Annotated in this window: 22 protein-coding genes and 1 tRNA gene; 13 read left to right on the top strand and 10 right to left on the bottom strand. The window is 64.2% G+C overall.

The features are described from left to right. Positions 1–11: 11 nt before the first annotated feature. Both ACNJYD_RS18915 and glmS read right to left on the bottom strand, forming a co-directional pair. Positions 12–782 carry a DUF502 domain-containing protein gene (locus tag ACNJYD_RS18915; protein WP_172783754.1) on the bottom strand — a complete coding sequence of 257 codons (771 nt, stop codon included), beginning with the start codon at positions 780–782 and terminating at the stop codon, positions 12–14. Between the two features lie 84 nt (positions 783–866). Further along, entirely contained in the window at positions 867–2,693 is a 1,827-nt protein-coding gene (glmS, locus tag ACNJYD_RS18910; protein ID WP_439367392.1) for a glutamine--fructose-6-phosphate transaminase (isomerizing), read from the bottom strand. Between the two features lie 224 nt (positions 2,694–2,917). Between glmS and ACNJYD_RS18905 the strand changes: the two genes are divergently transcribed. Then, positions 2,918–3,136 (top strand): hypothetical protein, encoded by a 219-nt coding sequence (locus ACNJYD_RS18905; RefSeq protein WP_212257132.1) that lies wholly within the window; start codon positions 2,918–2,920, stop codon positions 3,134–3,136. Between the two features lie 33 nt (positions 3,137–3,169). Here ACNJYD_RS18905 and ACNJYD_RS18900 read toward each other — a convergent pair whose 3' ends face one another. Further along, complete coding sequence (locus ACNJYD_RS18900) at positions 3,170–4,183, bottom strand: zinc-dependent alcohol dehydrogenase family protein (RefSeq protein WP_439367391.1); 1,014 nt, start codon at positions 4,181–4,183, stop codon at positions 3,170–3,172. 112 nt (positions 4,184–4,295) lie between these two features. Between ACNJYD_RS18900 and ACNJYD_RS18895 the strand changes: the two genes are divergently transcribed. Next, positions 4,296–5,219 carry a LysR substrate-binding domain-containing protein gene (locus ACNJYD_RS18895; protein WP_439367390.1) on the top strand — a complete coding sequence of 308 codons (924 nt, stop codon included), beginning with the start codon at positions 4,296–4,298 and terminating at the stop codon, positions 5,217–5,219. A gap of 73 nt (positions 5,220–5,292) precedes the next feature. Here the strand turns inward: ACNJYD_RS18895 and glmU are convergent, their stop codons facing one another. Beyond that, the gene (glmU, locus tag ACNJYD_RS18890; RefSeq protein WP_439367389.1) at positions 5,293–6,648 is read right to left on the bottom strand and encodes a bifunctional UDP-N-acetylglucosamine diphosphorylase/glucosamine-1-phosphate N-acetyltransferase GlmU; all 1,356 of its coding nucleotides are present in this window, start codon (positions 6,646–6,648) and stop codon (positions 5,293–5,295) included. A gap of 175 nt (positions 6,649–6,823) precedes the next feature. Between glmU and ACNJYD_RS18885 the strand changes: the two genes are divergently transcribed. The 3 genes from ACNJYD_RS18885 (at position 6,824) to ACNJYD_RS18875 (ending at position 9,000) form a co-directional block, all read left to right on the top strand. Further along, entirely contained in the window at positions 6,824–8,200 is a 1,377-nt protein-coding gene (locus tag ACNJYD_RS18885) for a hypothetical protein (protein WP_439367388.1), read from the top strand. Positions 8,201–8,312: 112 nt separating this feature from the next. After that, entirely contained in the window at positions 8,313–8,753 is a 441-nt protein-coding gene (locus ACNJYD_RS18880) for an MgtC/SapB family protein (RefSeq protein ID WP_439367387.1), read from the top strand. A gap of 91 nt (positions 8,754–8,844) precedes the next feature. Continuing rightward, positions 8,845–9,000 carry a hypothetical protein gene (locus ACNJYD_RS18875; protein WP_439367386.1) on the top strand — a complete coding sequence of 52 codons (156 nt, stop codon included), beginning with the start codon at positions 8,845–8,847 and terminating at the stop codon, positions 8,998–9,000. Between the two features lie 32 nt (positions 9,001–9,032). On the opposite strand, the gene ACNJYD_RS18870 is transcribed toward ACNJYD_RS18875, so the two are convergent. After that, positions 9,033–9,179, bottom strand: coding sequence for a hypothetical protein (locus ACNJYD_RS18870; protein WP_172783745.1), 147 nt, complete (start codon positions 9,177–9,179; stop codon positions 9,033–9,035). A 153-nt stretch (positions 9,180–9,332) separates the two neighbouring features. Here ACNJYD_RS18870 and ACNJYD_RS18865 point away from each other — a divergent pair, with 153 nt between their 5' ends. Then, entirely contained in the window at positions 9,333–9,713 is a 381-nt protein-coding gene (locus ACNJYD_RS18865) for a hypothetical protein (protein WP_439367492.1), read from the top strand. Here ACNJYD_RS18865 and ACNJYD_RS18860 read toward each other — a convergent pair. Continuing rightward, positions 9,673–11,232: a glycoside hydrolase family 17 protein gene (locus ACNJYD_RS18860; RefSeq protein WP_257187430.1), complete on the bottom strand. Its 1,560-nt coding sequence runs from the start codon at positions 11,230–11,232 to the stop codon at positions 9,673–9,675. The genes ACNJYD_RS18865 and ACNJYD_RS18860 overlap by 41 nt on opposite strands. Positions 11,233–11,562: 330 nt before the next feature. Here ACNJYD_RS18860 and ACNJYD_RS18855 point away from each other — a divergent pair, with 330 nt between their 5' ends. The 3 genes from ACNJYD_RS18855 (at position 11,563) to ACNJYD_RS18845 (ending at position 15,447) form a co-directional block, all read left to right on the top strand. Continuing rightward, positions 11,563–12,150 (top strand): beta-1-3, beta-1-6-glucan biosynthesis protein, encoded by a 588-nt coding sequence (locus ACNJYD_RS18855; RefSeq protein WP_172783743.1) that lies wholly within the window; start codon positions 11,563–11,565, stop codon positions 12,148–12,150. 232 nt (positions 12,151–12,382) lie between these two features. Beyond that, positions 12,383–15,052 (top strand): glycosyltransferase, encoded by a 2,670-nt coding sequence (locus tag ACNJYD_RS18850; protein ID WP_172783742.1) that lies wholly within the window; start codon positions 12,383–12,385, stop codon positions 15,050–15,052. 319 nt (positions 15,053–15,371) lie between these two features. Then, a tRNA-Lys gene (locus tag ACNJYD_RS18845) sits at positions 15,372–15,447 on the top strand. A gap of 1,480 nt (positions 15,448–16,927) precedes the next feature. Here ACNJYD_RS18845 and ACNJYD_RS18840 read toward each other — a convergent pair. Continuing rightward, positions 16,928–17,140 (bottom strand): hypothetical protein, encoded by a 213-nt coding sequence (locus ACNJYD_RS18840; RefSeq protein WP_172783739.1) that lies wholly within the window; start codon positions 17,138–17,140, stop codon positions 16,928–16,930. 358 nt (positions 17,141–17,498) lie between these two features. Here ACNJYD_RS18840 and ACNJYD_RS18835 point away from each other — a divergent pair, with 358 nt between their 5' ends. Together ACNJYD_RS18835 and ACNJYD_RS18830 are read left to right on the top strand one after the other, a co-directional pair. After that, on the top strand, positions 17,499–17,693 hold the full coding sequence (locus ACNJYD_RS18835) for a hypothetical protein (protein ID WP_260379229.1): 195 nt from the start codon (positions 17,499–17,501) through the stop codon (positions 17,691–17,693). 255 nt (positions 17,694–17,948) lie between these two features. Further along, complete coding sequence (locus ACNJYD_RS18830; protein ID WP_164936882.1) at positions 17,949–18,107, top strand: hypothetical protein; 159 nt, start codon at positions 17,949–17,951, stop codon at positions 18,105–18,107. Positions 18,108–18,676: 569 nt separating this feature from the next. Here ACNJYD_RS18830 and ACNJYD_RS18825 read toward each other — a convergent pair. Then, positions 18,677–20,053, bottom strand: a complete 1,377-nt coding sequence (locus ACNJYD_RS18825; protein ID WP_439367385.1) for a DUF6056 family protein — start codon at positions 20,051–20,053, stop codon at positions 18,677–18,679. Positions 20,054–20,284: 231 nt separating this feature from the next. On the opposite strand from ACNJYD_RS18825, the gene ACNJYD_RS18820 reads away from it, so the two are divergent. Beyond that, the gene (locus tag ACNJYD_RS18820) at positions 20,285–20,449 is read left to right on the top strand and encodes a type II toxin-antitoxin system HicB family antitoxin (protein ID WP_306557882.1); all 165 of its coding nucleotides are present in this window, start codon (positions 20,285–20,287) and stop codon (positions 20,447–20,449) included. A gap of 178 nt (positions 20,450–20,627) precedes the next feature. Next, the gene (locus ACNJYD_RS18815; RefSeq protein WP_212257138.1) at positions 20,628–20,798 is read left to right on the top strand and encodes a hypothetical protein; all 171 of its coding nucleotides are present in this window, start codon (positions 20,628–20,630) and stop codon (positions 20,796–20,798) included. 12 nt (positions 20,799–20,810) lie between these two features. On the opposite strand, the gene ACNJYD_RS18810 is transcribed toward ACNJYD_RS18815, so the two are convergent. Together ACNJYD_RS18810 and ACNJYD_RS18805 are read right to left on the bottom strand one after the other, a co-directional pair. Further along, entirely contained in the window at positions 20,811–21,473 is a 663-nt protein-coding gene (locus tag ACNJYD_RS18810; RefSeq protein ID WP_439367384.1) for a hypothetical protein, read from the bottom strand. A 1,259-nt stretch (positions 21,474–22,732) separates the two neighbouring features. After that, positions 22,733–25,840: a DEAD/DEAH box helicase gene (locus ACNJYD_RS18805; protein WP_439367491.1), complete on the bottom strand. Its 3,108-nt coding sequence runs from the start codon at positions 25,838–25,840 to the stop codon at positions 22,733–22,735. Positions 25,841–26,064: the final 224 nt, after the last annotated feature.

Genomic DNA, 26,064 nt, shown 5'->3' with positions numbered 1-26,064 from the left:
GCGGAATGGCCCTACTCCGCCTTCGCAGGCTCGGGCCGGAGCGTGGAGGCATTGGCGATCCGCGCGGCATTCGCCATGCCCGCAAGCGCGGCCGCCTTCTTCGGATCGGGCGCCGAGCCCGGCTGCACCACGCCGGCCGACATGATCAGCGTCGCGGCGTCTTCGGCGGTGAGATCGACCTCGATGATCTTGCTCTTGGGGACATAGAAGAAGAAGCCGGTGGTCGGGTTCGGCGAGCACGGCAGGAATACCGAGACATGCTCCTCCTGCCCCGGCAGGCTGCGCGAGATGTCCTCGTTCGGCGATTGCGAGATCAGCACGATCGACCACATGCCCGGCGAAGGAAACTCGACAAGGCCGACTTTCCGGAAGCTCGAGCCCTTGCCCGAGAACAGCGTCTCGAACACCTGCTTCAGGCCGCGATAGATCGCGCGCACCGCCGGGATCCGGCCGAGAAAGGTCTCGCCGACATCGACCAGCGTGCGGCCGATCAGATTGGCCGCGAGGAAGCCGACCAGCGTCAGCGTGAAGAATGCGACAATCAGTCCCCAGCCGGGAACGACGTAAGGGAGATAGGTTTCCGGGCGATAGGCCAGCGGCACGAACGGCCGCACCACGCCGTCGACCCAGGTGACGAACCACCAGACCAGATAGAGGGTGATCGCAATCGGCCCCGTCACCACGAGGCCGGTCAGGAAATAATTGCGGAAGCGGCCCATCAGGCCGGTATGCGGTTCCGGGAGGGGATCAAGAGGCGCAGGCGCGTCGTCGCGGGGGGTCATTCGGGTTCCAGGTCGGTCGCTACCAACAAGCTAGGGTCTTCTAGCAGGTTTTGGAAGACTGCGGCCGACCGATATCCCGATTGCCTATTCGACAGTCACTGATTTCGCGAGATTGCGCGGCTGATCGACATCGGTCCCCATCACGACAGCCGTGTGATAGGCGAGCAGCTGCACCGGGACGGCATAGACCATCGGCGTGAAGGCTGCCGCCATGTCGGGCATGACGATGGTGACGAGCGATTCGACGGTCGCCTCCGCCGCGCCCTTGGCGTCGGTCATCAGGATGATGTTGCCGCCGCGCGCGGCGACCTCCTGCATGTTGGAGACGGTCTTCTCGAACACGCGGTCGTGGGGTGCGATGACGACGACCGGCATGGTCTCGTCGATCAGCGCGATCGGCCCGTGCTTGAGCTCGCCGGCGGCATAGCCCTCGGCGTGGATGTAGGAGATCTCCTTCAGCTTCAGCGCGCCTTCGAGCGCCAGCGGGAAGCTGGTGCCGCGGCCGAGATAGAGCACGTCGCGCGACTTGGCGATCCGGTACGCCAGCTTCTCGATCTGGAGTTCGGTGGTGAGCGCGTCCGCCATCAATCGCGGGACCTCGACGAGCCCGTGGACGAGCTTGGTCTCGTCCTCATCCGACAATTCGCCGCGCGCCTTGCCCGCCGCGATCGCAAGGTTTGCCAGCACCATGAGCTGGCACGTGAAGGCCTTGGTCGACGCGACGCCGATCTCGGGTCCCGCCAGCGTCTGCAGCACGGTCTCGCTCTCGCGCGCGATCGTCGAGGTCGGCACGTTGACGACGGCGATCGTGTGCACACCCTCGGCCTTGGCATAGCGCAGCGCCGCCAGCGTGTCGGCAGTCTCGCCGGACTGCGAGATGAAGATGGCGAGATCGCCCTTGCGCAAGGGTGCCTCGCGGTAGCGGAATTCGGAGGCGACATCGACCTCGACCGGCACGCGCGCAAAGCGCTCGAACCAGTATTTTGCGACGAAGCCGGCATAGCTCGCGGTGCCGCAGGCGGTGATGTTGATGCGCTGGATGTTCTTGAAATCGAACGGCAGCTTGACCGGCAGCGCGACGCGCTCGGTCGCCATATCGACGTAGCGCGCCAGGGTGTGGCCGACCACCTCCGGCTGCTCGTGAATCTCCTTGGCCATGAAGTGGCGGTAATTGGCCTTGTCGACCAGCGAGGTCGAGGCGGCGTGCCTGATCTTGTCGCGCTGGACGGCATGGCCGTCCTTGTCGAAGATCGTTGCACTCTTGCGGGTCAGCACCGCCCAGTCGCCGTCCTCGAGATAGCTGATCGTGTCGGTGAACGGGCCGAGCGCGATGGCGTCCGAGCCGAGATACATCTCGCCGTCGCCATAGCCGATCGCCAGCGGCGGGCCGTTGCGGGCGCCGATCATGAGGTCGTTGTCGCCGGCGAAGATGAAGCCGAGCGCGAAGGCGCCGCGCAGGCGCGCCAGCGTCAGCTTCACCGCTTCCACGGGTTTGTTGCCGCGCGTGAGCAAATCGTCGACGAGATGCAGCACGATCTCGGTGTCGGTCTCGGTGTGGAACACCGTGCCCTTCTTTTCGAGCTCCTCGCGCAGCTCGCGGAAATTCTCGATGATGCCGTTGTGGACCACGGCGACGCGCTCGGTCGCGTGCGGATGGGCGTTGTTGACGGTCGGCTTGCCGTGGGTGGCCCAGCGGGTGTGACCGATGCCGGTGGTGCCCTTGAGCGGCTCGGCCTCCAGCCGCTTCTCCAGGTTCTTCAGCTTGCCCTCGGCGCGGCGGCGCTCGAGGTGCTTGCCTTCGAGCGTGGCGACGCCCGCGGAATCGTAGCCGCGATATTCGAGACGTTTGAGCGAATCCACCAATTGCTCTGCAACCGGCTCGCGCCCGAGAATGCCGACAATCCCGCACATGCGGACCACTATCCCCCAAATCGTCGAAAAATCGCCTAAACGACGCGCTCGGTTTTTAGCGAAAATCCCAGGGAACCAGATACTCAATAATTATTGCTGATTGAGACAGCACTGGCCCGCGACCTCTGCTTTCGCCTGCGTCGAATTGGCCGGCCTTAAACCGCGCAGATTAACCTCTTGTCAACGAATTTGGCCAACGATTTCCGTCCAGGAGAGTAAAAGTCATGAAGGGCTCGTCCGACCGCAAAGGTTTGTCGTCGACGTATCTGCGCGCCAGCGAGACCACGGGCACGCACCTTGCGCATTGGCCGCCGCCGCTGCGCGGCAAAGAGAACAAGCCCCTTTTCATCAAGCATCCCGAAGGCGAGCCGGCGAAGCGCGCCAAGCCGCGCGGCTGGCGCCTGACCCGCGCGATCTTCTCCGAATTCGCCGACGACGAATAGCCTCTCGCAGCGTCCCGTGCATCGCCTGCTTGATCACCGTCCAACGGTGATGACGACTTTGCCAAACGGGCCCTGGGCGAAAACATCGAGGGCTGAGAGGAAGTCGGCGAACTCGAACTCGGCTTCGATCACCGGCTTCAGGCCGATCCGGTCAACCGCGCGCACCAAGTCCTGGAGCCCGCGCCGATGTCCCACGTAAATGGCCTGGATCGTCGCCTGCGCCAAGATGGCGGGCACTGAGGGAAAGCTGGAGTTGAAGCTGTCAATCACGCCAATCAAGGAGATGCGGCCTCCCGGCGCGATGGCCCTCACCGAATTTGCGAGGTTGTCGCCGCCAGCCATCTCCAGAATATGGTCGGCGCCCCGTCCGCCTGTGAGCTCCAACACTGCCGCGGCCCAGTCCGGACTCGTGGTTCGGTTTATTCCGTGCCGCGCCCCAAGTGCCTTGGCCCGCGCGAGCTTGGCGTCGCTGCTCGAGGTGACGATCACCTCTGCACCGGCGGCTGCGGCGAGTTGGATCGCGAAGATCGACATGCCACCCGTACCCTGAACCACCACGATCTCGCCAGGCCGTATTCGCCCAAGCTCCACAAGGCTGGTCCATGCGGTGAGCCCGCAGCACGGCAGGGTGCTCGCCTCTGCGTACGACAAGCTCTCGGGCGCCTTGACCAGCCAAGCCTCGGGGACGACCACGTACTCAGCCAGCACACCCGGCACCGGTCCCCCGAAGCTCGCCACCACGCCGGCGATGCGCGGGGGCGGACCGTCCATCCAGTCCGTGTTGAAATTGTTGATCACCCGCTCGCCCATGGTGAAGCGCGACACGCCAGCGCCCAAGGCCTCGATTTCTCCGGCAAGATCGGAGCAAGGCGTGAACGGCAGGCCGTGGCTCGCATAGCCGTTGTTGTCGATCGAGAGGCGATCTCGATAATTGAGTGACACAGCGTGCACGCGCACCAACACCTCGCCAGTACCGGGCGACGGCCTGGGGATCTCTGCAAGCTTCAGACAATCGCGTCCAGGCCCTCGAACCTGCCAAGTCTTCATCGCGCTCTCCAACCTGTCGCACGCTCCGAAGGTGATCTATATTGGGGTTCAGACGTCCGCATTGGCGGTCATTTGTCCGTTCAATGGCGATAGATCTTCTCCTGAGGCAGCCATGGTCGATCGTTTGAGCGGAATTTCCGTTTTCGTGCAGGTCGCGGATTCCGGCAGTTTCGCGCGCGCCTCTGAACAACTCGGTCTCACCAGATCAGCGGTCGGCAAGACGATCGCCCGCCTGGAGGAGCGGCTGGGCGTCCGCCTCTTCAACCGTACAACCCGCGCGCAAAGCCTGACCGACGAGGGCCAGAGCTTCTATGAGCGCTGCCAACGCATTCTGGCCGATATCCAAGCGGCCGAAGCGGCGTTGGGTGGCAGTGATCGCTCGCCAACAGGGGTGCTCCGCGTTAGCGCTCCAGTCTTGCTGGGTCGGCTCTGCGTCGCGCCCATCCTGGTCGGGCTGACCCGTCGGCACCCCTCCATGGAGCTTGATCTCCGGTTCGCCGACCATCTTGTCGATCTCGTCGAAGAACGGATCGATTTGGCCGTGCGGATCGGGCCTTTGCCCGACCGTGCCGGACTGATCGCGCGCAGCCTCGACGCATTCGACATGGCGGTGTGCGCAGCGCCGACCTACCTCGCGACGCGGGGCTGCCCATCCGATCTAAGCGAGCTCCCAAGCCACGATTGTCTACCCTATGCCCGTCGTGGCGGGCGCGCCGAGCCCTGGCGGTTCGCGACGAAGGACGGTGCCGTGATCGAATTTGCCGTCGGCGGCCGTATTCGGCTGGACGACCTGGAGGCCGTGGCCGAGGCTGCGGTGGATGGCGCTGGGATCGCTTGCCTTCCGACCTGGTTGGTCGACAGCCGTCTCCAATCAGGTCAACTCGTTAGGGTTCTCAATGACCACCGAGCTCTCGGCAACTCTGTCTACGCCGTGTGGTCCCAGGCGGCACATACGCCTTCAAGAGTCCGCGTGGCGGTGAACGAGCTGAGACAGTGCATGCCGGCCAGGCTAGCTCGGCCGGATGCAGCGCACTGAGCAGATCAAGCGCTCCTTGCAGTTCCGTGATCCAGCCCGCATTCCCTTAGTTAGAACTCCGTCTTGACGAGGATCACTTCTCCGGCTTCTTGCCGCCGGTCTTCAGCTCGCGATAGCGCGCCGCGCCGCCTTCGCGGATGGTCTGCTGGTTGCGCTCCAGCGCCATCGCGTCGTCGGGTACGTCCTTCGTGATCACCGAGCCCGAGCCGATATAGGCGCCCTTGCCGATCGTCACCGGAGCGACCAGCGAGGAGTTGGTGCCGACGAAGGCGCCCTGCCCGATCACCGTCTTGTGCTTCTTGAAGCCGTCGTAGTTGCAGGTGATGGTGCCGGCACCGATGTTGGAATTGGCGCCGACGGTGGCGTCGCCGATATAGGAGAGATGGTTGACCTTGACGCCGGCCTCCAGCGTCGCCGCCTTGGTCTCCACGAAATTGCCGATGCGCGCGCCGTCGCCGAGCGAGGTGCCGGGCCGCAATCGTGCATAGGGACCGATCGAGACCTTCTTGCCGAGCGTGGTCTCGACGATATGCGAGAACGAATGGATCACCGTGCCGTCCGCGATCGACACGCCGGGACCGATCACGACGAACGGCTCGATGGTGACGTCCTTGCCGAACACGGTGTCAGTGGACAGATACACCGTCTCGGGTGCGATCAGCGTGACGCCGGCCTCCATCGCCGCCTTGCGCAAGCGCGCCTGCATCACGCTTTCCGCTTCCGCGAGCTGCGCCTTGGTGTTGATGCCGCGCACTTCGTCCTCGCTGGTCTCGATCACCACGGCCTCCCATCCCTGCCTGCGGACGATTTCGACCGCATCCGTCAGATAATATTCGCCCTTGGAATTCGCATTGCCGATCTGCCCGAGAATGTCGAGCGCACGGCGGCCGTCGATCGCCATCACGCCGGCATTGCACAAATCGATCTTGCGCTCGTCCGCGCTGGCGTCGGCCTGCTCGCGGATCGCAACCAGGCGGTCGCCCTCGACGATGAAGCGGCCGTAGCCGGTCGGATCGGCGGCGCGAAAGCCGAGCGCGGCGATCGCGGCGCCGCGGGCGAGCGGCGCGCGCAGCCGCGCAAAGGTCTCGGCCGAGATCAGCGGCGTGTCGCCGAACGCGATCAGGAGATCGTCGACGCCGCGCCCGATCGCCTCGCGCGCCGCCAGCACCGCATGCGCGGTGCCGAGCCGCTCGGCTTGCACGAAGGTCAGCGCGTCGGGGCGGATACGCTTGGCCTCGTCGGCGACTGCCTGATGATCGGGGCCGATCACGACCGCGAGCGAGGTGCCGGTTCCCTTGGGTGCGGCGGCGAGCACATGGGCGAGCAAACTCTGGTGAGCGACCGGATGCAGCACCTTCGGCAGGCTCGATCGCATGCGCGTGCCTTCGCCGGCGGCGAGCACGATCGTAAGGCTGGAACGGGCGGTCATTGAAATCCTGACAGCTATGGCCGAATCAAAATTGGTGCGGACGGGCGGCGAGGCCCTCGGAAGCTATCGCCTAGCTACCCCCGCAAACGCCCGGAATTCAAGTGCGGCGCGCTTTTCCTGTTAATGTTCCCTGATTGATTCGGGGAAGCCGGACAGGGCTGGGCGCTTAACATTCATGGCAAAGGATTCCGACCCACTGGCGGATGCCTTCTCCACCAAGGAGACCGGCGGGCTGTTCTCCGGACTTTTGGCAGAGGAAAGCGCCTTCGACCGGCGCCTGATGTGGCGGCTGGGCTCGTGGGGCGTGGCGGCCGTCGGCGCCGTCGTCGTTGCCGTGATGGCCAACCAGGCCCAGCTCGGCTGGCGGCGCGACCAGGTTGCGTCCGCCGATCTCGTGCGCCAGGCCGACCGGCTGCAGCTGCTGACCAAGGAAAGCCAGAACGAAGCGCGCCGGCTCGCCGCCGCCATCGAAACGCTGAACAGCGACCGCGACCGGCTGTATTCGCGCGTCACGGTGCTGGAGCAAGGGCTCGATTCCGTCACCGGCGCCATTGCCAAACAGGCCGCCACACCGCCGGGCGCGAAGCCGCAGGACGCAGCACCAGCGCCCAGCATCGCGCCGGTCGCCTCGACGCCGGCGCCGGCGGGCGAGAAGCCGCGCACCGAAGCCGCCAAGGATGCTCAGAAGGATTCTCAGAAGGACACTCCGAAGGAAGCGTTGAAGGAGCCGCCGAGCATGCCGCCGCAGACCGCGGCCGCTGCCTCGCTCGTGCAGCAGAATCCAGTCACGAATTCGGCGCTGCCGACCATTCCGCTGGTGCCCGCCAAGTCGCTCATGGCCCCGCCGGATCAGGCCGCATCGAAACTGATTCAACCCGAGCCGGCTGAGAAGGCCGCCGAGAAGAAGACCGAGCCGGCACCCGCCGCGGCCGAAATCGTCGTGGCAACAACGAAAGCGCCGGACGCAGCCGAGACCGAAGCCCCTGCCATCGCGGTTCAGCAGACGCGCTTTGCGATCGATCTCGGCGGCGCCAATTCGATCGACGGCCTGCGCGCGCTCTGGCGCGGCGTGACCAAGTCCAACCCGGAAATCGCAGCGCTGCGGCCGATCATCATGATCAAGGAAGGCACCACCGGCCTCGGCATGCAGCTCCGCCTCGGTGCCGGCCCTCTGGTCAACGCCGCCGCCGCCGCAAAATTCTGCGCGAGCCTCGCCGAGAGCAGCGACCGTCACTGCGAGACCACCGTGTTCGACGGCCAGCGCCTGTCGATGCGCGGCTCGGAGAAGACGCCGGACAAGGGACCAGAGAAATCCCAAGATAGGGTTCAGGACAAGAGCTCCGAGAAGAACCAGGACGCCGCTCCGCAAGCCGAAACCGCGCCGGCGCCGAGTGCAAAGCCCGAGAAGCCGGACAAGCGCCGCCGCAGCTATTCGTCAAAGCGCTCCTCGAAGCGCGAGGAGCCCGCGCCCCCACCCGCGGCGCAGCCGGCGCCGGCCAAGCCGGAGACCGCGTCGGCGACATCGACGCTGTCGTCGTTCTTCAGGCGCTAGAACGCCCTGTCCGCGACGAAAGCCGCTTGCATGCGGCGATCGGACGCTGGCCTTTTGCAACGGGTTTGCGTTCTTTCACGGCGCCCCGCCTTTCCTAGCTTTGCGGAATTCGATGAACGAACTTGATGATGTGCTGAGGCTGCTCGTCGCCGCAGGTACGGGCCTCCTGATCGGCATCGACCGTGACATGAACGACAAGCCGGTGGGAATGCGAACCCTCGCGCTGGTCGCTCTCAGCTCCGCCCTGGTGTCGATCTCCGTGATCGAGTTCCAGAATTTGCGCGACCACCCGGATGCGATCTCCAGGGTCATCCAGGGCGTCGTTGCCGGCGTATTGACCGGTGTCGGCTTCATCGGCGCAGGCGTCATCCTGCACGACAGCAAGGCGAAGACGGTTCACGGCCTCACCACGGCCGCAACCGTGTGGATTGCGGCCGGCCTCGGCATCGCCTGCGCACTCGGCGCGTGGCTGCTGGTCGGCGCCGCGATCGCGGTGACGCTGCTCGTGCTGTTCGCTCTCGGCTGGGTCGAGCGCCGGCTGGGCTTGAAATAGGGCGCCAGGGACATGCCGGAACATACCAAATGATACGGAGGAGGTTCGCGTAAGAAGGCACTATCCGCGGCGAATTCGATTCGGAGCGGAGATGACGGACGCGAACTTTCTGCGGGAGCAACTCGCGTTGATCCGCGAACTGGCCGACCGCGCCGACCCCCACATCCGGAAGCGACTGCTCGCATTGGCTGAAAAATACGAGCGCCGGCTGGCGGAGCAGAGCCGGAACACGCAAGATCGCAGCTGATTGCGCTTGATCGCTTTGGCGCAGGCGATGACCTATTCCATCCGCGCCTTTTCCTTCAGATCGCGGATGCGCATCTCCGCCTCGTCCTTGGACTGGACGATTTCCGACCAATCCTCCACCCGCGCCTCCTTGCTGAGCCTCTTGAGCTCGCTCAGCTGCTGCTGCGTCGGCTTGTCCATGCCTCACTCCTCGACGGCAATTGCGTTGGGCGACACCATGTTCAGAACCGGCGGGATGCTCGCGTGTTCCTGGACGATGCGCGGGCCCGCCGGATCAACAGAAACATCGCCTGCCCTGTTGCCTGCCCGCGCCTTCCCGACCATATTGCCGCCATGACAAAGAAGCCCTTCCGCCTCACGCCCTACCAGGTGCAGTTCCTGCTCGTGGTCGGATTCGTCACCGTCGGCTGTGCGCTCTACGTGCGCTATCTCGCGATCGAGCTTTCGCAGGTCGCGCTCGCCTGCGACGCCGGGCTGCAGACGCTGGTCTGCAAGTCGCGGGCGGTCTCGACCGTTCTGTTCAAGAATTCGGTGTTCGGCATCGTCGCGCTGGTGGTCGCAACGCTGAACCTGATGCGGCCCTCGATCGTGCTGCTCACGGTCGGCCTCATCGCGGCCGGCCTTGGCATCGTGCTCTACAATGTCGTGCTGTCGGGCCTTGCGATTGGCCTGCTCATTCTTGGCTTTGCTCGGCCCGCGCCCGCCACAGCGTGAGGGCGAACAACAGATAGATCGCGCAGGTCCACAGCGACTGCCAATTGTCGCGGCCTTCGTTGAACAGCACGTACACGGCCGACAGCGCCAGCACCCCCGCGAACACCGCTTCGGCGATCGGACGCTGGCCGATCTGCGGCCGGTTCAACATCAAAAGCGCGAACGGCACCACCGCCATCGTCAGCGCGGCGTAGGGAAAATCCTTGTAGCGCGGGTCGAACACGAAGCCGAGCGCGGTCGCGGCCGCGATCACCGCCGTCACCGCCAGCGTCAGGCCGAGCACGGCGGTGAGCTTCGACCATTTCCGGCCCTCGCGCGGGCCGAGCAGGTCGAGGAAGGTCGGCAGGCTGCGGCCGATCACCATCGCCTGCGCGCAGAAGATCGGTGACAGGATGCCGGCCAGCAGCAGCGCGCCCCAGAGCAGCCAGCCGCCGATCCCGTAGCTCTCGTAATACATCTTGTCGGCGCCGATCCCGAGCAGGCTCCCCGCCGTCGTCGCCGAGATGCCGACGCCGAGCCAGGCCGGGAAGCGCGGCGTCCACGGCCGCCGGCGCAGCGTGATCACCGCGACCGCGAACACCAGCACGGAAAGGCCCATGCCCGCGCCCATGTACCATTTCCAGTACGGGAAATTGCTGATCGGCTCGCCCGGCGGATATTTCAGGCTGCGGCGCACCGAGTCATACAGGCCCCAATAGCCGCCGACGGTGCCTTCCAGCCTGCGCTTCCACGGCTGGTCGTAGGACTCGATCAGGTTGACGCGGAACTTCTGTGCCTTCGCAAGGCTCAGGATTTCCGAGACGACACGCGCCTGGTTGGCGCGCGAGGGCAGCGCGCCGTCGCGCATGCGCCCCGCGCTCGGCCAGCCGGTTTCGCCGATCAGGATCTCCTTGCCGGGAAACGCCACCGCCATGCGCTCGCGGATCGCCTCGACATGGGCGGAGGCGAACTTCGCCTTGATGGGGAAGTCCTCCCAATAAGGCAGGATGTGGATCGTGACGAAATCGACCGCGTCATAGACCTCGCGGTTCTTCAGCCAATATTCCCAGACATCGGCATAGGTGACGGGCACGCTGACCTGGGTCTTGACCAGGCGGATGAGGGAGACGAGGTCTGCCGTCGTCATCTCACCGCGCAGCAGCACCTCGTTGCCGACGATGACGGCGGTGATGATTTCGGGGAATTGCTTGATGAGGCGGATGGCGAGCCCGGCCTGCTCGAAATTCTTGGTGCGGTTGCTGGAGAGCCAGATGCCCTGCAACACTTTCAGCCCGCCGACCTTGGCGGCGATCGCCGGCACCTGGTCGAGCCCGTTCTCCATCGAATAGGTGCGGACGCAGTCGGTGATCTCTTTGAGCTGGCGCAGGTCCTGCTCGATCTGGTCAGCCTCGATATGGGTCCATGCGTCCAGCGGCGACTGCTCGCCGCGGAACGGCGCGTAGGAGACGCATTGAACCTTGTCGGCGGGGTCGATCGGGGCGCGCGCGAGCGTGATCGGCGTGGCAAGCCACCACCACACGGCAGCGATCGCACCCAGTGAGACGAGCAGAAGCGCCAGTGGCGTACGAAGAGAAATCGGTTCCGTCCTCCGCGAAGGGCCGTCGATTACCTTCTCGCACGCCGTCTGCCAAGGGGGCACCCCCGGTGGACCCCTTCGCGCCCCCAAAGGAATTTACCTGCGGCCGTTCGACCGTGATCTAGGATCGTGACTTTGCTGGACAAAATTCGAAATACAGGTCATGGACTCCGAAAGACTTTTCCGCCGCATTGGAGACCCATTTGGACGCCATCAGCTGGCGCGTCCGCGGGGCTCCTGACGCGGACGGCCAGCGGATACATTGGGGAATTCATGCGGCAACGGGTGTTCGAGTCACGAAATGCGGTCCTGCGGCAGTTCGCCGCCACCTTGGCCGTATCCTGCCTGCTCGTTCTGATCGGTGTTGGCGGCGCCTCGGCCCAGAGCGGCACGCCGGCCCCCGACCAGGGCAAGGCGGCCGCCCAGCCCGCCGACGCCGCCAAGGACGCCGCCCAGAATCAGCGCCGCACCGACGAGTTCGCGGAAGCCGCCCAGGTCATCAACGGCCCGGCCGGCAATCCCGAATGCGTCTGGCTCGGCCGGCGCGTGGTGCGGCTGATGTGGCGGGATGACCTCGATACCGCGTTTCGCCATCTCGACCTCTACGACCGCTTCGGCTGTCCCGGCGGCCACATCCAGGCCGCGTTCCGCTGCCTGACCCGCTTCGGCGGCCAGATCGATCCCAAGGTGGCCGAGACCCTGGACAGCCGCGTGCACGCGTGCTGGATCAACCCGGCCGCCCAGCCGCAGCAGGCGGCGGCCGCGGCCTCTCAGCCGGCAGCGCCAGCCGCCAATGCGCAGCCGCAGCCGGCGGCGAGCCCCTCGCCTGCGGCCAGCCCGTCCCCGGCGCCGGCGAAATAGCCCGAGCTCTTAAATAGCTCTGGTCGTTTCAGCTGCCGTTCAGGAACGATCGGCCATAGACACGGTTGGCACTGCCGCGCGTCGTTCGAAAAGGCATGCCCTCATAAGGACATGAGGCCATGACAGTTGTGAAACCGCGCGGCAGAGGTATGCTTCCTTTGCCGCGGACACGGTCGGATCTCGGGGTCAGATCCGCTTCCCTGCCACCTCAGCCCCTATTGGTTTAGCCGCGATGCGCGTTGTCGCCGCCGTTCTGTTGCTCGTGTCTGCGCTCCATGCAGGCGTATGGGGAGTCCTGCGCGACAGGGAACCTGCACCTGATTTCAAAGGCCTGTTGCCCAGCGTCTCCTACGCGCCGTTCGAAGGCTCGGCCCACCCCGACATCGACAACATCCCGACGGTCGAGAAAATCCGCGCCGACCTGAAGACGCTGTCGACCATGACGCGCGCGATCCGCCTCTATTCGTCCACGGGCGGCGTCGAGCTGGTGCCGCCGATCGCGGCGGAGTTCGGCCTCAAGGTCACCGTCGGCGCCTGGATCGACAAGGACAAGGATCGCAACGAGCGCGAGATCAAGGCCGCCATCGAGCTCGCCCGCAAGAACAGCAACGTCGTCGGCGTCGTCGTCGGCAACGAGGTGATCTACCGCGGCGAGCAGAAGGTCGAAGACCTCATCGACATGATCAAGAAGGTGAAGGGCTCGGTCCGCGTGCCCGTCACCACCGGCGAGATCTGGAACATCTGGCGCGACAATCCCGAGCTCGCCTCCAGTGTCGATTTCATCGCCGCGCACGTGCTGCCCTACTGGGAAAACTTCCGCTCGGACCAGGCGGTCGACCAGGCCGTCGACCGCTACAACCTGCTGCGCAACCTGTTCCCCGGCAAGCGCATCGTGATCGCCGAGTTCGGCTGGCCGAGCCAGGGCTACAATCTGCGCAACGCCGATCCCGGCCCGTTCCAGCAGGCGCTGGTGCTGCGCAACTTCGTCAGCCGCGCCGAAGCCATCGGCATGGAATACAACATCGTCGAAGCCATCGATCAGCCCTGGAAATTCTTCGAAGGCGGCGTCGGTCCGTATTGGGGCGTCCTCAATGCCAGCCGCGAGCCGAAATTCGCCTGGACCGGCCCAGTGGAGAATCCCGACTATTGGAAGCTGATGGGCATCGCGCTGTTGGTCGGCGTGCTGCTGTCGCTGCCGATCCTGCGGATCGAGAAAGCGACCGCCAGGCAGGCCTTCCTGCTGTCGGCGACCGCCAATGGCGTCGGCGCCTGGGCCGCGACCGTGTTCGCGTTCTGGAACAGCCACTACTTCATCTTCGGCTCGGCCTTCGCGCTGACGCTCGGCATGATCCTCCTTGTTCCGCTCGTCCTCATCGCGATGGCGCGCATCGACGAGATCGCCGCGGTCGCCTTCGGCCGGCCGCCGCAGCGGCTGATCACGAAGGACAAGCCGGTCGAGAACGTGCCCGAGAATTACTGCCCCAAGGTCTCGATCCATATCCCGGCCTATTTCGAGCCGGTCGAGATGCTGAAGCAGACGCTGGATGCGCTGTCGCGGCTGAACTATCCGAACTACGAATGCGTGGTCATCATCAACAACACGCCGGATCCCGCCTTCTGGCAGCCGATCCAGGACCATTGCCGCGCGCTCGGTGAACGCTTCAAATTCATCAACGCCGAGAAGGTGCAAGGCTTCAAGGCCGGCGCACTGCGCATCGCGATGGACCGCACCGCGGCCGATGCCGAGATCATCGGCATCCTCGATGCCGATTACGTCGTCGAGCCCGACTGGCTGAAGGACCTCGTGCCCGCCTTCGCCGACCCGCGCGTCGGCCTGGTGCAGGCGCCGCAGGAGCATCGCGACGGCGATCTGTCGATCATGCACTACATCATGAACGGCGAATATGCCGGCTTCTTCGACATCGGCATGGTCCAGCGCAACGAGCTCAACGCCGTCATCGTGCACGGCACGATGTGCCTGATCCGCCGCGCCGCGATGGACATGGCCGGCGGCTGGTCGAGCGACACGATCTGCGAGGATAGCGATCTCGGCCTTGCGATCCAGGAGCTCGGCTGGACCACCCACTACACCAACACCCGCTACGGCGCGGGCCTCTTGCCCGACACCTACGAGGCCTTCAAGAAGCAGCGGCACCGCTGGGCCTATGGCGGCCTGCAGATCGTCAAGAAGCACTGGCGCCGCTTCCTGCCCGGTGCGAGCCGGCTGACGCCCGACCAGAAGCGCGAATATGGCCTGGGTTGGCTGAACTGGCTGGGCGCCGAAAGCCTCGGCGTGGTCGTGGCGCTGCTCAACCTCGTCTGGGTGCCGATAGTCGCCTTCGCCGACATCGCCATCCCCGACAAGATCCTGACGCTGCCGATCATCGGCGCCTTCGTCGTCTCGCTGGTGCATTTCCTGTCGATGTACCGCGCCCGCGTCGCCATCAAGCCCGGCCAGATGCTGGGTGCCATGATCGCGGCGATGAGCGTGCAATGGACGGTGTCGCGCGCGGTGGCGCAGGGCCTGATCACCGAGCACATCGCCTTCGCCCGCACCTCCAAGGGCGGCCTTAGCAGGATGTCGATCGAGTTCCAGGCCTTCTGGGAGGCCGTGATCGGCATCCTGCTCATCGTTGGCGCCGGCGTCCTGGTCGCTTCCAACAGCTTCCGCCAGATCACCGAGATCTACATCTTCGCCGGCGTCCTGGTGCTGCAGAGCCTGCCGTTCCTGGCCGCCGTCGCGATCGCCATCCTCGAGCTCAGCCGCATCAACTCGTTCCAGTTCTGGCGCGATAGCGCGATCCGCACCGCCGAGCTGATCGGCCTGCGCCCGGTCGCGCTGCCCCACCCGACCGGCACGCCGCAGCCTGTGCCGAGCGAGGTACGGCGGGAGACGAACTGATCCGGCTCCACGCCGGTCTTCGGACCTCGTGCTTAGAAGTCACATGGTCTTCGGCGTGGATGACCGGCCGCCAATTGAGGTGAGAATTTTGGCCTAAGCGACGGATAGCCCAAGCAAATCCCAGCTCCTGCCGCGATCTTCGGCAGCCACCCGCACTATTGACCTCCGCTGCCACTCCCCCTACACAGCCCGTGCCGAAGGCATGATCCGGAAACAACCGGTTTTCCCCGCAACGCGATTTTCAGCGAAGCGGCAAGACATGCCTCTCGAATGTCCGAACACGATGGCGATCTCTTATCTTAGCCATCAGCGGCCATGGGAGCGCGTAGCTCAGCCGGTAGAGCACGTGACTTTTAATCACGGGGTCCTGGGTTCGAGCCCCAGCGCGCTCACCAAACTTAGCCGCAATTTAAAGCTTGTCGCGTTCGCTGGTCAGGTCGCCGTCGCCGCCGTGTTGTTCGTTGTCATCTGCTGGAGCGCGCGCGTGAAGCGACGCCGTTCGCAATCAAAGGAAGAAGGGCCGTCGTTGTGACGGCACTTCTTCACAGCCACGACGGCAAGTAGCGCGAGGTGGGATTGCGCCGTGTGCTGGTCTACTGGCTTCTGGTTCAGCGCATTCACGGCCGCGTGTACGAAGCCATTTTAGGCGCCCAACGAAGCGAAACTGAAACAATGCAATCCGATGCTGTGATCGTAACGCCCGTTGAAGGGAGAGTGGAATGCGTAGCCTGATTATCGGTGCGGCACTCCTCGCGCTAGCAACCATCGGATGTTCCACGTTTATCTCGGCCGCCCTTTCCGCAGCACGGGATGCAAAGGCCGCAACATTCTCGGAACGGTTCGCGCCGGCAGTGACGGTTCTCCCGAGCGGCTAGCCGCCAGCGTGAACCGGCGAGCCGATTGCGACGGCCTCAATGGGGAGCTTTGCCTTCGCGGTTAAGGAGCTGCAGTCGTCGTTCTAGCTCTTGCTTCTTCGCCGCAAGCCTCTCAGCCAGAACATCATTGACCAGGGTGTGCAGTCGCCACAGCTCTTCGAGACACATGCTCTCAATGGGCTTCCGATCCATGAATCCCCCGACTCACGTATCGCGCAAGGTTAGCGCCAAGAAAGAGACGGTGCCACTTTTTCCCGAAACGATTCACATATGCGATTGAAGCTACAAAGATGAATGCCGCTCCCTGTGAGTGCTGGGCAAACCGGGAGCATGCTTCATTGACTGACGAGGTTCCGTCGCAAAGCCGATTTTTCATTCGAATGGGAGGCAAAGGTTGGATGGTCTACGATCGAGAACGCAAGGGCCCAGCACTGATCGGGACCGACATGGCGGCCAATCTGACCAAGGAGCGAGCTGAGCAATTGCTACGTCTGCTGATGCCCTCGCGCGTCGAGAGGCCACCTGCGACGAATGACAGTGGCCCGCCAGCGTGAGCCGGCGGTCCCAATGGTTGCGGTCTCCTTTCTCGCCAGCCGCAATCGAACGTGTTCACCGGCCGTCGTTCGCGTTGCCGCACCTGAGGCCCTCCTGGATTCATCCCGGTTCTTCGCATTCGAGTTGGGGCTGGTTCTGTACCCCTAGGAAATTTAATTTCTGGTCGGTATCTTTTGAGACACCCCGCTCGAATGTTTGAGCAGACGATATCCCTGGCGTGCCAGACTGAATGGTGCGTCGGGCGGCCCCGGTGTGTCCGCAGCCAGCCCCGCGACGCTCGGGGCCGTTCCTTTGGATTCACATTTGTTGATGCAGGAACATCCTCCAGGACGAACCATGTCGTTACCGGGGCTGGCAAATTTTATCTCGGATCTATTGTAACCCGGTAGGGCCGCTGTTCCAGAGCAGCGGCCCTTGTTCTTGAAGCGTGAACCGGGGGCCGCGCCTAGCGCCTCTTCGGTCGATCGGTTTCTGCTGATCGCGATTTAGGTTTGGCACTCTTGCGAATCGTCGGGGGCGGCTTGCCCTCGGGACTTTGCCTCTCTTGCTTTTGCTCGGCCGCGAATACGCGCGAGCGCAGATCTTGCAATTCGGAAAGCCCGGAAGCGAGCTCGTCGAAACGCTGTTTCAGAACAGCGGTGCGATCGTAAGTGCTCATAGTACGCCCCCTCCGTCACCCCGAGCCGACCGAGATAACAGGGAAAACCATGCAATCGAAAAATGCACTCGCGAGCAGCCAGTTCCAGTGGAAAGTGTTGCGCGGTTGTCGCAGGTCGCGCGATGCGAATTGCTTGGAGACACGGGCTTTGCGCGTGGGATCGTAGATCGGGCGTAGCGCCCCATGACGGCCCCGACCGTGGGGGCTTTTGGGGTGTGGAGGCCGGGGCCGCTGGAGGTGCTTGACCTTTTTGGGGAAGGCCAAAGCCAGCGAAGACTAGGAAAGTTTGGCAATCACGTCTGTTCGCTTTCGAACATTGGCTGTACGTTCCGTTTGCGCAGAACGGAGCGAATTGCCGATGAAGGATTATCTGGCGCAGATCGAGAAACTCCGCAAAGATGCGGCCGAATGCGCCCTGATCCGCGACTTGGCTACCGATCCAGCCAAGCGCGAAGTGTTCGACCGGCTTGCGCGCCACCTCACGGTCCTTGCTGACCAGGTTGAAATGGCGCTGCTTGAGCGGAAGACCGGGACTAACCCGTCTTCACCTTAGAGGCGCGCGCCGCTGATCCCGTGCCAGACTGGCGCAGTCATGGCCAAGTGATTCATGGCCAAGAGATTTATGGCCAAGAGATTTATGGCCAAGTGATTTGGTGCCTCCAGCCTTCGGAGTTGCAGTTGCAGTCGGCATGCTGAGCTAAGCTCCAAACGTTGCCATTGCACCGCTGATCCAGCTGAGCATAGGAACGTTTCGACCGGCGGTGAGTCCTACAAGCGCAATCCATCCCGTTTCCTCGTGGATCGAACGATGGAAAAAGCACTCGCCTATGCCATCTCGGCGGCCCTCGTGGGCTTCGGTCTCTTGATCTTTTTCGCCGGTCTATCTTCCAGTTCGCCCGCTTTATGGACAATCGTCGCGCTGGTCCCGATCACGATCGGGATCGTGAGCGCCTTTGGTCCTGTGTGACTGGATGTGGAAATCGGTCGTTTAGGTCAGCGCGTCTGTATTTTCCGAATCGGCAACTCGTGTTCGCTCTCTCGTAGTTCCCAACCGCTGGTGACGCGCGTGAGCCATTTCGTCTCGATGCTTCTGCTTGCGACGGCCCTGATCTTGACGTTGTGCTTCGGAGTGGCAGCCTGGCGCCTCTCGGCAGACAAAGAGGCCGACATCACCGCCACGATTTCGCATCAGGAATACGGCTGGAGGCCAAGGCCCAGCAACTGAAACTTCGATTGCGACGACAGTCCACCAATCCAATCGCGCTCACCGTTGTTACCTGGCTGCGCGCGTCCACCTCGGCGCTATAAGCCCGTCAGCGTGAACTTCGGATCAAGTTACCGCGCTACCTCCCAACTGCTTTGCTTGACGTGCCTTCAGCTTTCCGGCGCCGCCACCACGGCCGGCATGCTCAACGGCACCCCTCCGACCGAAACCGGCCCCAGAGACTTCAGCTCCCGCATCTAGGGATTCATCCAAACCTCATCGCGCTTTAGGCTGCTGCAGAGCCACAAATCCGGCCGTCGCCGTGGCAGCACTCATTCCGAGGGTGCTTCAACGACGATAAAATCGGTCTTCCCAAAATATCTGGCGACGCATCCCTTGTTCACCATCACGTCGGCTATCAGCAAGAGGGTCGGTTTCCATCTGTGCTGAGCCACGATCACGACCGAGTCAGGTGTCGTGGAGAGGCGTTTGTGGCGCGCGACCGTCTCACGCCAGTAGGGATAGAGGCTCGATGCCTCGGCATACACCAGACGGCCCGTCCTGCCGAGCAGGAGCGAGGCCGCCACGACGACGGCCAGGGCAAGCGGCAACGCCGTCGAATTGAGCGGTAGAAGCATGCCCCTCTTGGAAAGCAATTGCTCGAGCTCTTGGCGATAGGTCCGGACCAGCAGTGAAACGCTCAGTCCCGAACCGAAGAGCAGCAGAATCAGCGCCTGATTTTGCGCTCGCTCGACAAGGCGAATACCTGTCGAGTAGTAGTGAACAAAATACTCGAAATAGCAGCATCCAAGGCAGAGGATCATCAGGCCGGGCGCCAGCAGCCGCGCGCGGGGATGATCGGGCCGGTCCGGTAGGGGGGCAGCAAGCGTCAATGCGCCGACGGCAACCAGCCAGGCGATCACCCCGGGGTCGCGCAGGAATCGCCCCAGCTGCGCAAGACCAAAGCGGAACGCCTCGAGCAGCGAATGGCCGAACAGGCCGGCATTTGTCATCTGCGACATGCGGGAGCCATTGCCGCTTGCCGTCACGACAATTGTCCAACCTGCCAAGGCGGCGACAGCGATGAGCAGATGGCAACCGATCTGCATTCTCCGCTCCAACATGCGACGCGCGAACGCGGAGCCGATGAGAATGGCGACGATCCACGGGGTCGTAAACTCGTTGCACAATCCCGCAATGAAGGCCCCGACAGCCATCCAGATAATCGCAGACGCCGAAAAATCGGCCTCGTTGTCCAGTGCGCGAACGCATTCCCCGAGGATCAGGATGCAGATGATCGCCGGCGGAACGTAACACGCGACCCCCGGAAGCCAGTAGAGCAGTTCGCTTACACTCGGCGAAGCACCGATGATTGCGGCGGCGAAGGCGATGCCGAGAAATAGCGAGGGCAACCCGCGAAGTCGCGGCCACGCGCGCCAAATGGCGATCATGCAGCCGATGACGAACAGGATCACGCCTGTCATCATTGTCAGGGAGTATGCAAAAAGGAGGCTTACGCCCGTCGCCTGCGCGATGATCGCGGGCACTTCGATGAGAACATAGGGGAGGACGCGTCCGCCCAACTCCCCGTATAATCGCATCAGCGAAACGTACAGCCCTTCTTCAAGATACCGGTATGAGAAACAGAAGTCGTCGTGTTGCGGGTCCGCAAATGCGCCCAACGCTATGAAAAAGAGCACGAAAAGCATGGGGACGACGCCGGCAACGACCCATGGCCAACGAACCCGATCACGTAGCCGCCCCATAATCGCTCCCAAGTTCGACCCAAATTTACCGAAGAATTGCAGTCATCGCTAGATGCAACGTCCTGGGTGAGCAAGCGGCTTTCATGACCGCGGCCTCAGCACGTGGGATGGGTTGAGCCCTTTGCGAAACCCATCGCTCGTGACTGCTGGGCGTTTCTGCGAGATTGAGACCAGATGGGCGAGCGTGCGCACTACAAGATCATCATCGAGCCGCTGTCGGAGGAAGACGGCGGCGGCATTGTTGCGACCGTGCCCGACCTTCCCGGCTGCATGTCCGACGGTGCCAACCGAATTCGAAGCGGTGCAGAACGTGCAGGATGCAATCGCGTGTTGGATTGAAGCTGCCGAGGAAGATCATCGCCCGATCCCCGTCCCTTCACATTTGCGACGCGCGGCGGCCGGTTAGTTCCTATGAAAAACGCATCTGCGGGAAGCTGCGCCCTGCCAGTACGAGCCTCACAAAACCCGCTGACAACCCGCCGGAAACGTGTACGCTCCCCAAAACCGGAGGAACGGCATGTTTGAAATCAACGGTTTCGACACGGCGGGAGTCGTCAGTCTCAAGCGGTCGTCACTCGCCGCCGCGCTCAAGAAGGCCAGGGAGCTGGTCGAGGACGGGTGCTGGGACGTTCAGGTCGTCGATCCCACAGGCCTGGTCTACACCTCGTTCGAGGAGCATGCCGCCTAGCGCGACCAGTCCTCAGCTCTCCGGAGCCGCCACCGCAGCCGGCACGCTCAACGGCGCCCCTCCGATCGACACCGGCCCCAGAGGCTTCGGCTCCCGCACCATCCGTTTGCGCATCGCGGCGGAGAGTCCGTAGCGCGCATTCGCTCGTCGAATGGACGACGTGACGTCCGACATCATCACATTCTGCAGGGAGTCGACCTTGGCGATCAGCGTCGACAGCTGCGACGAGATCTTCTTCACGTCGACCCGCTCGTCCGTGATGCTCTGCCGCAGCGACAGCAGCATCAGTGAATCCTGCTGCAACAAGGCCGCATTCTGCTGCAGGGCCTGGTTGTTCTCCTGCAGCGAAGCCGTGTGCTGCTGCTGCGCCGACTGAATCTCTCTCAAGGCGGCAACGACCGGATCCGGCTTCGGCGCCGGCGCCTCCTTCCGCGGCAGCAGTTCAGCCAGGCTGGCAACATTCAGTGACGGCAGGCCGGAGGGCGACGTATAGATCGCCGCTGCGCCGTTGATGGCCAGGGCACATACCGCCAGCGGCAGGACCGTTTTGCGGCGGGGCCTGATCGGCGGCGTTGGCGCTTCCGGGCCTGCTTGTTCATGCGCGCCTGCTGCGGCTGCAAGGGCGACGGCGTCGAGCTCTTCGGCGAAGCTTGGCGTTTCGAAGGACGTGGTCACGTTCTTGACCTCAATGAGCGAGCGACAGGAAGCCGTCGCCGGAACGTCCTCGCGACGCCTCCCTTACGCAGCACCCATCGACACAACTGTCTAAAATTGTGAGCTTTTCGGATTAATTCCACGTTAGCGGCCCGGCCGGCAGACGGCCCGGCGCCCCGGCCGATTACGGATCTATGCACGGTGCCCGTACGACCACCGCCCATCGCCAATCGAGCAGGAGCAACGCGGCGGCCAGACCGTACAACGGATTTTCCGAAGTTGGCGTAATACCACTGTTTTGCCCGACGGGTCAAACGGAGGCACGTCGTCGAGACACGCGGCGTGACGTAGAGCCGCCCCACTGGTCGCGTTCCGCCGATGCAGAGCCGAGCCTTATGGTAGAAGCACTTAGCTACTGTGCATGGGGTTGTTTTCGCATTTTGAGGCGCTCTCCGCCTCGTCCAGCCCTCCGAACAGCTCCTCCATCCGCCGAACGGCGCTTCGCGCACCGGGCTTGTGATCGGGCGCGATGCGCCGAGCCTGTCTGTTCGCCCTTCGCTCGCAGATTACAAACCTGGCCCTGTCGGGCTCGTAACGCGTTTGGGCGACACGGTCGTTCGTCGCTCGACCCGGGCCTTGGCATCCAGCACCTTGTCTCCAGCCCGTGCGGCTCGCGGCCGACTGACCTGGTCCGAAAGGCTCGAGCCTCTCCCTGACAGACCAACTGCATTGGCGCTTCCTTGAGCCTGTGTTGCCGGCCGGAATCTGTTTTGGGACAACGCCGAACCAGTGGCCTTTTGATCCTCATTGCTCGTGCCGCTCCCGATCGCGCCGATCGGCAGGCCATTTTGAGCGTGACCAGCCCCGGCATTTCTCGCGGCCTGAGCTGCCGCCCGCGACTTCGCGGGCGTTGCTGGCTGAACGTTCGGATTGGCCGGCTCGCTGTTGGTGCCCAGATCTCCGGGCGCGGTGTCCTTCGTCCCCATCCCTGGAGGCGCTGAGGGACCGGCATTGCCCGCACTCGTCCCCATTCCAGAAGGTGCCGAGCCGCCAGCGCTACCTGGTCCCGTTCCCATGCCCGCTCCTGCGGGCCCGGCATTTGCGCCGCCCGCTTGCGCCAGAGCCAACAGACATGAGCTTGCGACAATCGCGACAATGACCGGAGGAATGGCATGTGACATCGGACAATCTCCTTCGCCACGCCCAAATTAACTATAATGGTGGAACAGGGCTTCCGCTACGAATTCGCAGCTGTCCGCGCTGACGAACGCGCGAGCCCCTCACCCCTCGTCCAGCAGCTCGAACAGCTCCTCCACCCGCTCGAACGGCGCGTCCTGCGTTTTGGCGTGATAAACGACGCGGTCGCCATCCCGCTGCAGCGACTTGCCCCGCGACTTCCGCAAGCGTCCTGGCAGGAACGTCGCGGCCGCAGCTTCTGGGCCGACGTCGAGGCGGATGATGCCGCGTCGCTTGCATTCGATCCTGAGCTTCGCCGCGGCGAAGAAGTCGCGAGCCACTTTCGGCAAAGGTCCGAAGCGGCGTGAGGTCTCCTCCTCGAGGTCGTCGAGATCGTCCTCGTCGTTGCATCGTGCGGCGCGGGCATAGAGCTCGAGCCGCACCGGCTCGGACTGCACATAGCTCTCGGGCAGCATGTCCCCGACCGGCAGGTTGAGGTCGGGCACCCACAGTGCAGCCTGCTGCTCGTCGGTCTTCTCCGAAGCCATTTTCAGGAGGTGGCTGTAGAGCACCGGCCCGAATACCTGGACGTGGCCGGATTGCTGTTCAGAGAACAGGTCGCCCGCGCCTCGCAGATCGAGGTCGCGCTCGCTGATGGCAAAGCCCGCGCCCGGCCGGCTGAACTCCTCGAGCACGGCGAGGCGCTTCTCGGATTGTCCGGACTCCGTCTCGGTCAACAGATGCGCGAAAGCGCGGATGCCGCCACGGCCGACGCGTCCGCGCAGCTGGTGCAGCTGGGCAAGGCCGAACTTTTCCGGCCAGCACACCACGATGGTGTTGGCGCGGGGAATGTCGAGGCCGCTCTCGACGATGTTGGTCGCGAGCAGGACGTCGGCATGGCCTTCGACGAAGCTCATCATGCGGTCGTCGATCTCGTCGGCCGCCAGCCTGCCATGCAGGCAGACGATGCGAAGGTCCGGTGCGACGGCCCGCACCCGCGCCAGCATGGGATCGAGATCCTGGATGCGCGGGCAGATCAGGAAGCTTTGGCCGTGGCGGCGTTGCTCGCGCAGCAGCGCCGAGGCGATGGCCGCATCCGACAGCGGCGCGATCCGGGTCGCCACCGGAAGCCGGTGCACCGGAGGCGAGGCGATCACGCTGAGATCGCGGAAGCCGGCAAGACCGGCGGCCAGCGTCCGCGGGATCGGCGTCGCGCTCATCATCAGCACGTGGACGTTCTTGGCGAGCCCTGCGAGCTTGGCCTTCTCCGCTGCGCCAAAATGCTGCTCCTCGTCGACGATGACGAGGCCGAGATCGTCGAACCTGACGTCCTTGCCGGTGAGCGCCTGCGTGCCGATCACGACCTTGATCCGGCCGCTGCGCAGGCCCTCCTTGGTCTCCCGCAGCGCCGCGCCCGAGGTCGCGCGCGACAGGTTGCCGACCTCGATGCCGAACGGCGCAAAGCGCTTCTGGAACGTTGCGACGTGCTGGCGGGCCAGCACCGTCGTCGGCACCGCGACCGCCACCTGCTTGCCCGACAGCACCACGGCGGCCGCGGCGCGCAGCGCGACCTCGGTCTTGCCGAAGCCGACGTCGCCGCAGATCACCCGGTCCATCGGATGGCCGGACGCGAGATCGTCCAGCACGTCCCGGATCGCCTGGGCCTGGTCGATGGTCGTGAAGTAAGGGAAACGCGCGACGAACTTCTCGTAGGCCGATCCCGGCGGCACTAGCTTTTCGCCGCGCCGCCGCCGGCGCTGGCTGATGTGCTTGGCGAGCGCCTTACCCGCGATCTGGATCTCGCGCTCGGCCTCGCTGCGGCGCGCCCACCATGTGCTGCCGTCCGCCTTGTCGAGCGAAAGCCTGCCGAGCTCGGCCGCGTAGGGCCACATCAAGGCGAGATCGGGCGGCGGCACCAGCACCGCATTGTCACCGGCGAACTTCAGGCGGATCATCTCGCGCATGGCGCCGCCGCCGGTGTTGACCGTCTGCAGGCCGTCGAGCACGGCAAGGCCGCGCTGGAGATGAACGACCACCGTGCCCTGCTCCGGCGCATCGGCATGGTCGAAGGCCGCGCTCCAGGCGCGCGCCATCGGCTGCGGATGATGCGCGCGGCTGCCGAGCACGTCGGACGCCGTCACCACGACCAGAGGCTTCTTCCCCGGCACGACGAAGCCGGCATCGAGATCAGCGAGCAGCGCCGCCTCGCCGCCCCGCCCGCGCGCCGCCTCCTCCCAGTCTTCGCAGCGCTCCGCCTTGACGCCGCTCATCCGCTCCATCACGCGCAGATCGTCCTCGTGCGCAGCGATCAGGATCAGCCGCGACCCGGCCCGGCGCGTCTCCTCGACGAAGCCGCGCAACGCCTTCCGGGAGGATGTCAGCTTCGAAAACTCCGGGATGGCCTGGAACGGCGCCGTCCGCGGCAGCACCTTCATCCCCTTGGAGAGCCGTTTCCAATCGCTCCGCCCGAGATATTCGCGCTGCCGCTCGCTGCGGGGCGCGGCCTCCTCGATCGTATCGAGCCATCCGTCGGCGTGCGAGGGGACGCTTGCATCGGCGATCCATTTGGCGCCCGCGCAATAATCGAACAGGCTCGCGCGCTTGCCGCCCTTGCCGGCAAGGCCGAGCCGCTCCGACATGGGATCGACGAGCAGCTCCCTGGTCTCGAAGATGATCCTGTGCTCATGCGGGTCGAACGCCACGATCCGTTTGATCGTGTGCTGGGAATGCTCGATCCGGAACGGCCCCAGCGCGCCCGCCGGAAATATCTCGAAGGTCTGGCCGTGGAACAGCGCCCCGCCCGGATAGTCCGGCTCATCGTCGAGATCGTAACCGAGGGATTCGAGGCGGGACTCGAGGTCGTGCTCGGAGAAGGTGCCGCCCACCTTCAAGCTCAGGCTCAGGCGCGACAGGCTGGCCGGCGGCGGCATGCGCTCCATCACCGCTTCCGCCGTCGATACGAGAAACACCGGCTTCTTGGATTTCGCGAGGCGCCTGAGCACGGAGGCTCTGCGCCCCGCAAGCTCATGCGACGGCTCCAGCTGATCGAACGGCAACGTGTTCAGGCGCGGAAACACCAGCACCTCGCAGGAGGGCTCGAGTGCGTGAATGACGCTGCCGAGCCGCTCCGCCCTGTTCTCGCTCTCGGCGAGAAAGACGATGCCGCTGCGTCCGGACTGCTTCCATTGCGCAAGCAGATGAAGGGCCATCATGCCGAGAGGCGACGAAGACGAGATCGTGGCGCGCTGCGATCCTTTGCTCCTCTTCGGCGGCTTCTTGGTCACGCCTGCCTTCTTGGAAAGCCTCACTTGATCCCGCTTCTGCTCTTGAATCGCCGCAAACTGAACGCGAGCCGCCTTGATCCTCGAATCGGCAGCTCGCCGCCATGCATATGGGATTTGCCCTGCGAGCGCACCCCTCCCCGGCAACGTTCGAG

Origin of the sequence: Bradyrhizobium sp. SPXBL-02, from assembly GCF_051853065.1 — a bacterium.
In the GTDB taxonomy this organism is placed as follows: Bacteria; Pseudomonadota; Alphaproteobacteria; order Rhizobiales; family Xanthobacteraceae; genus Bradyrhizobium.
This window is presented reverse-complemented; position numbering and strand designations above follow the sequence as displayed.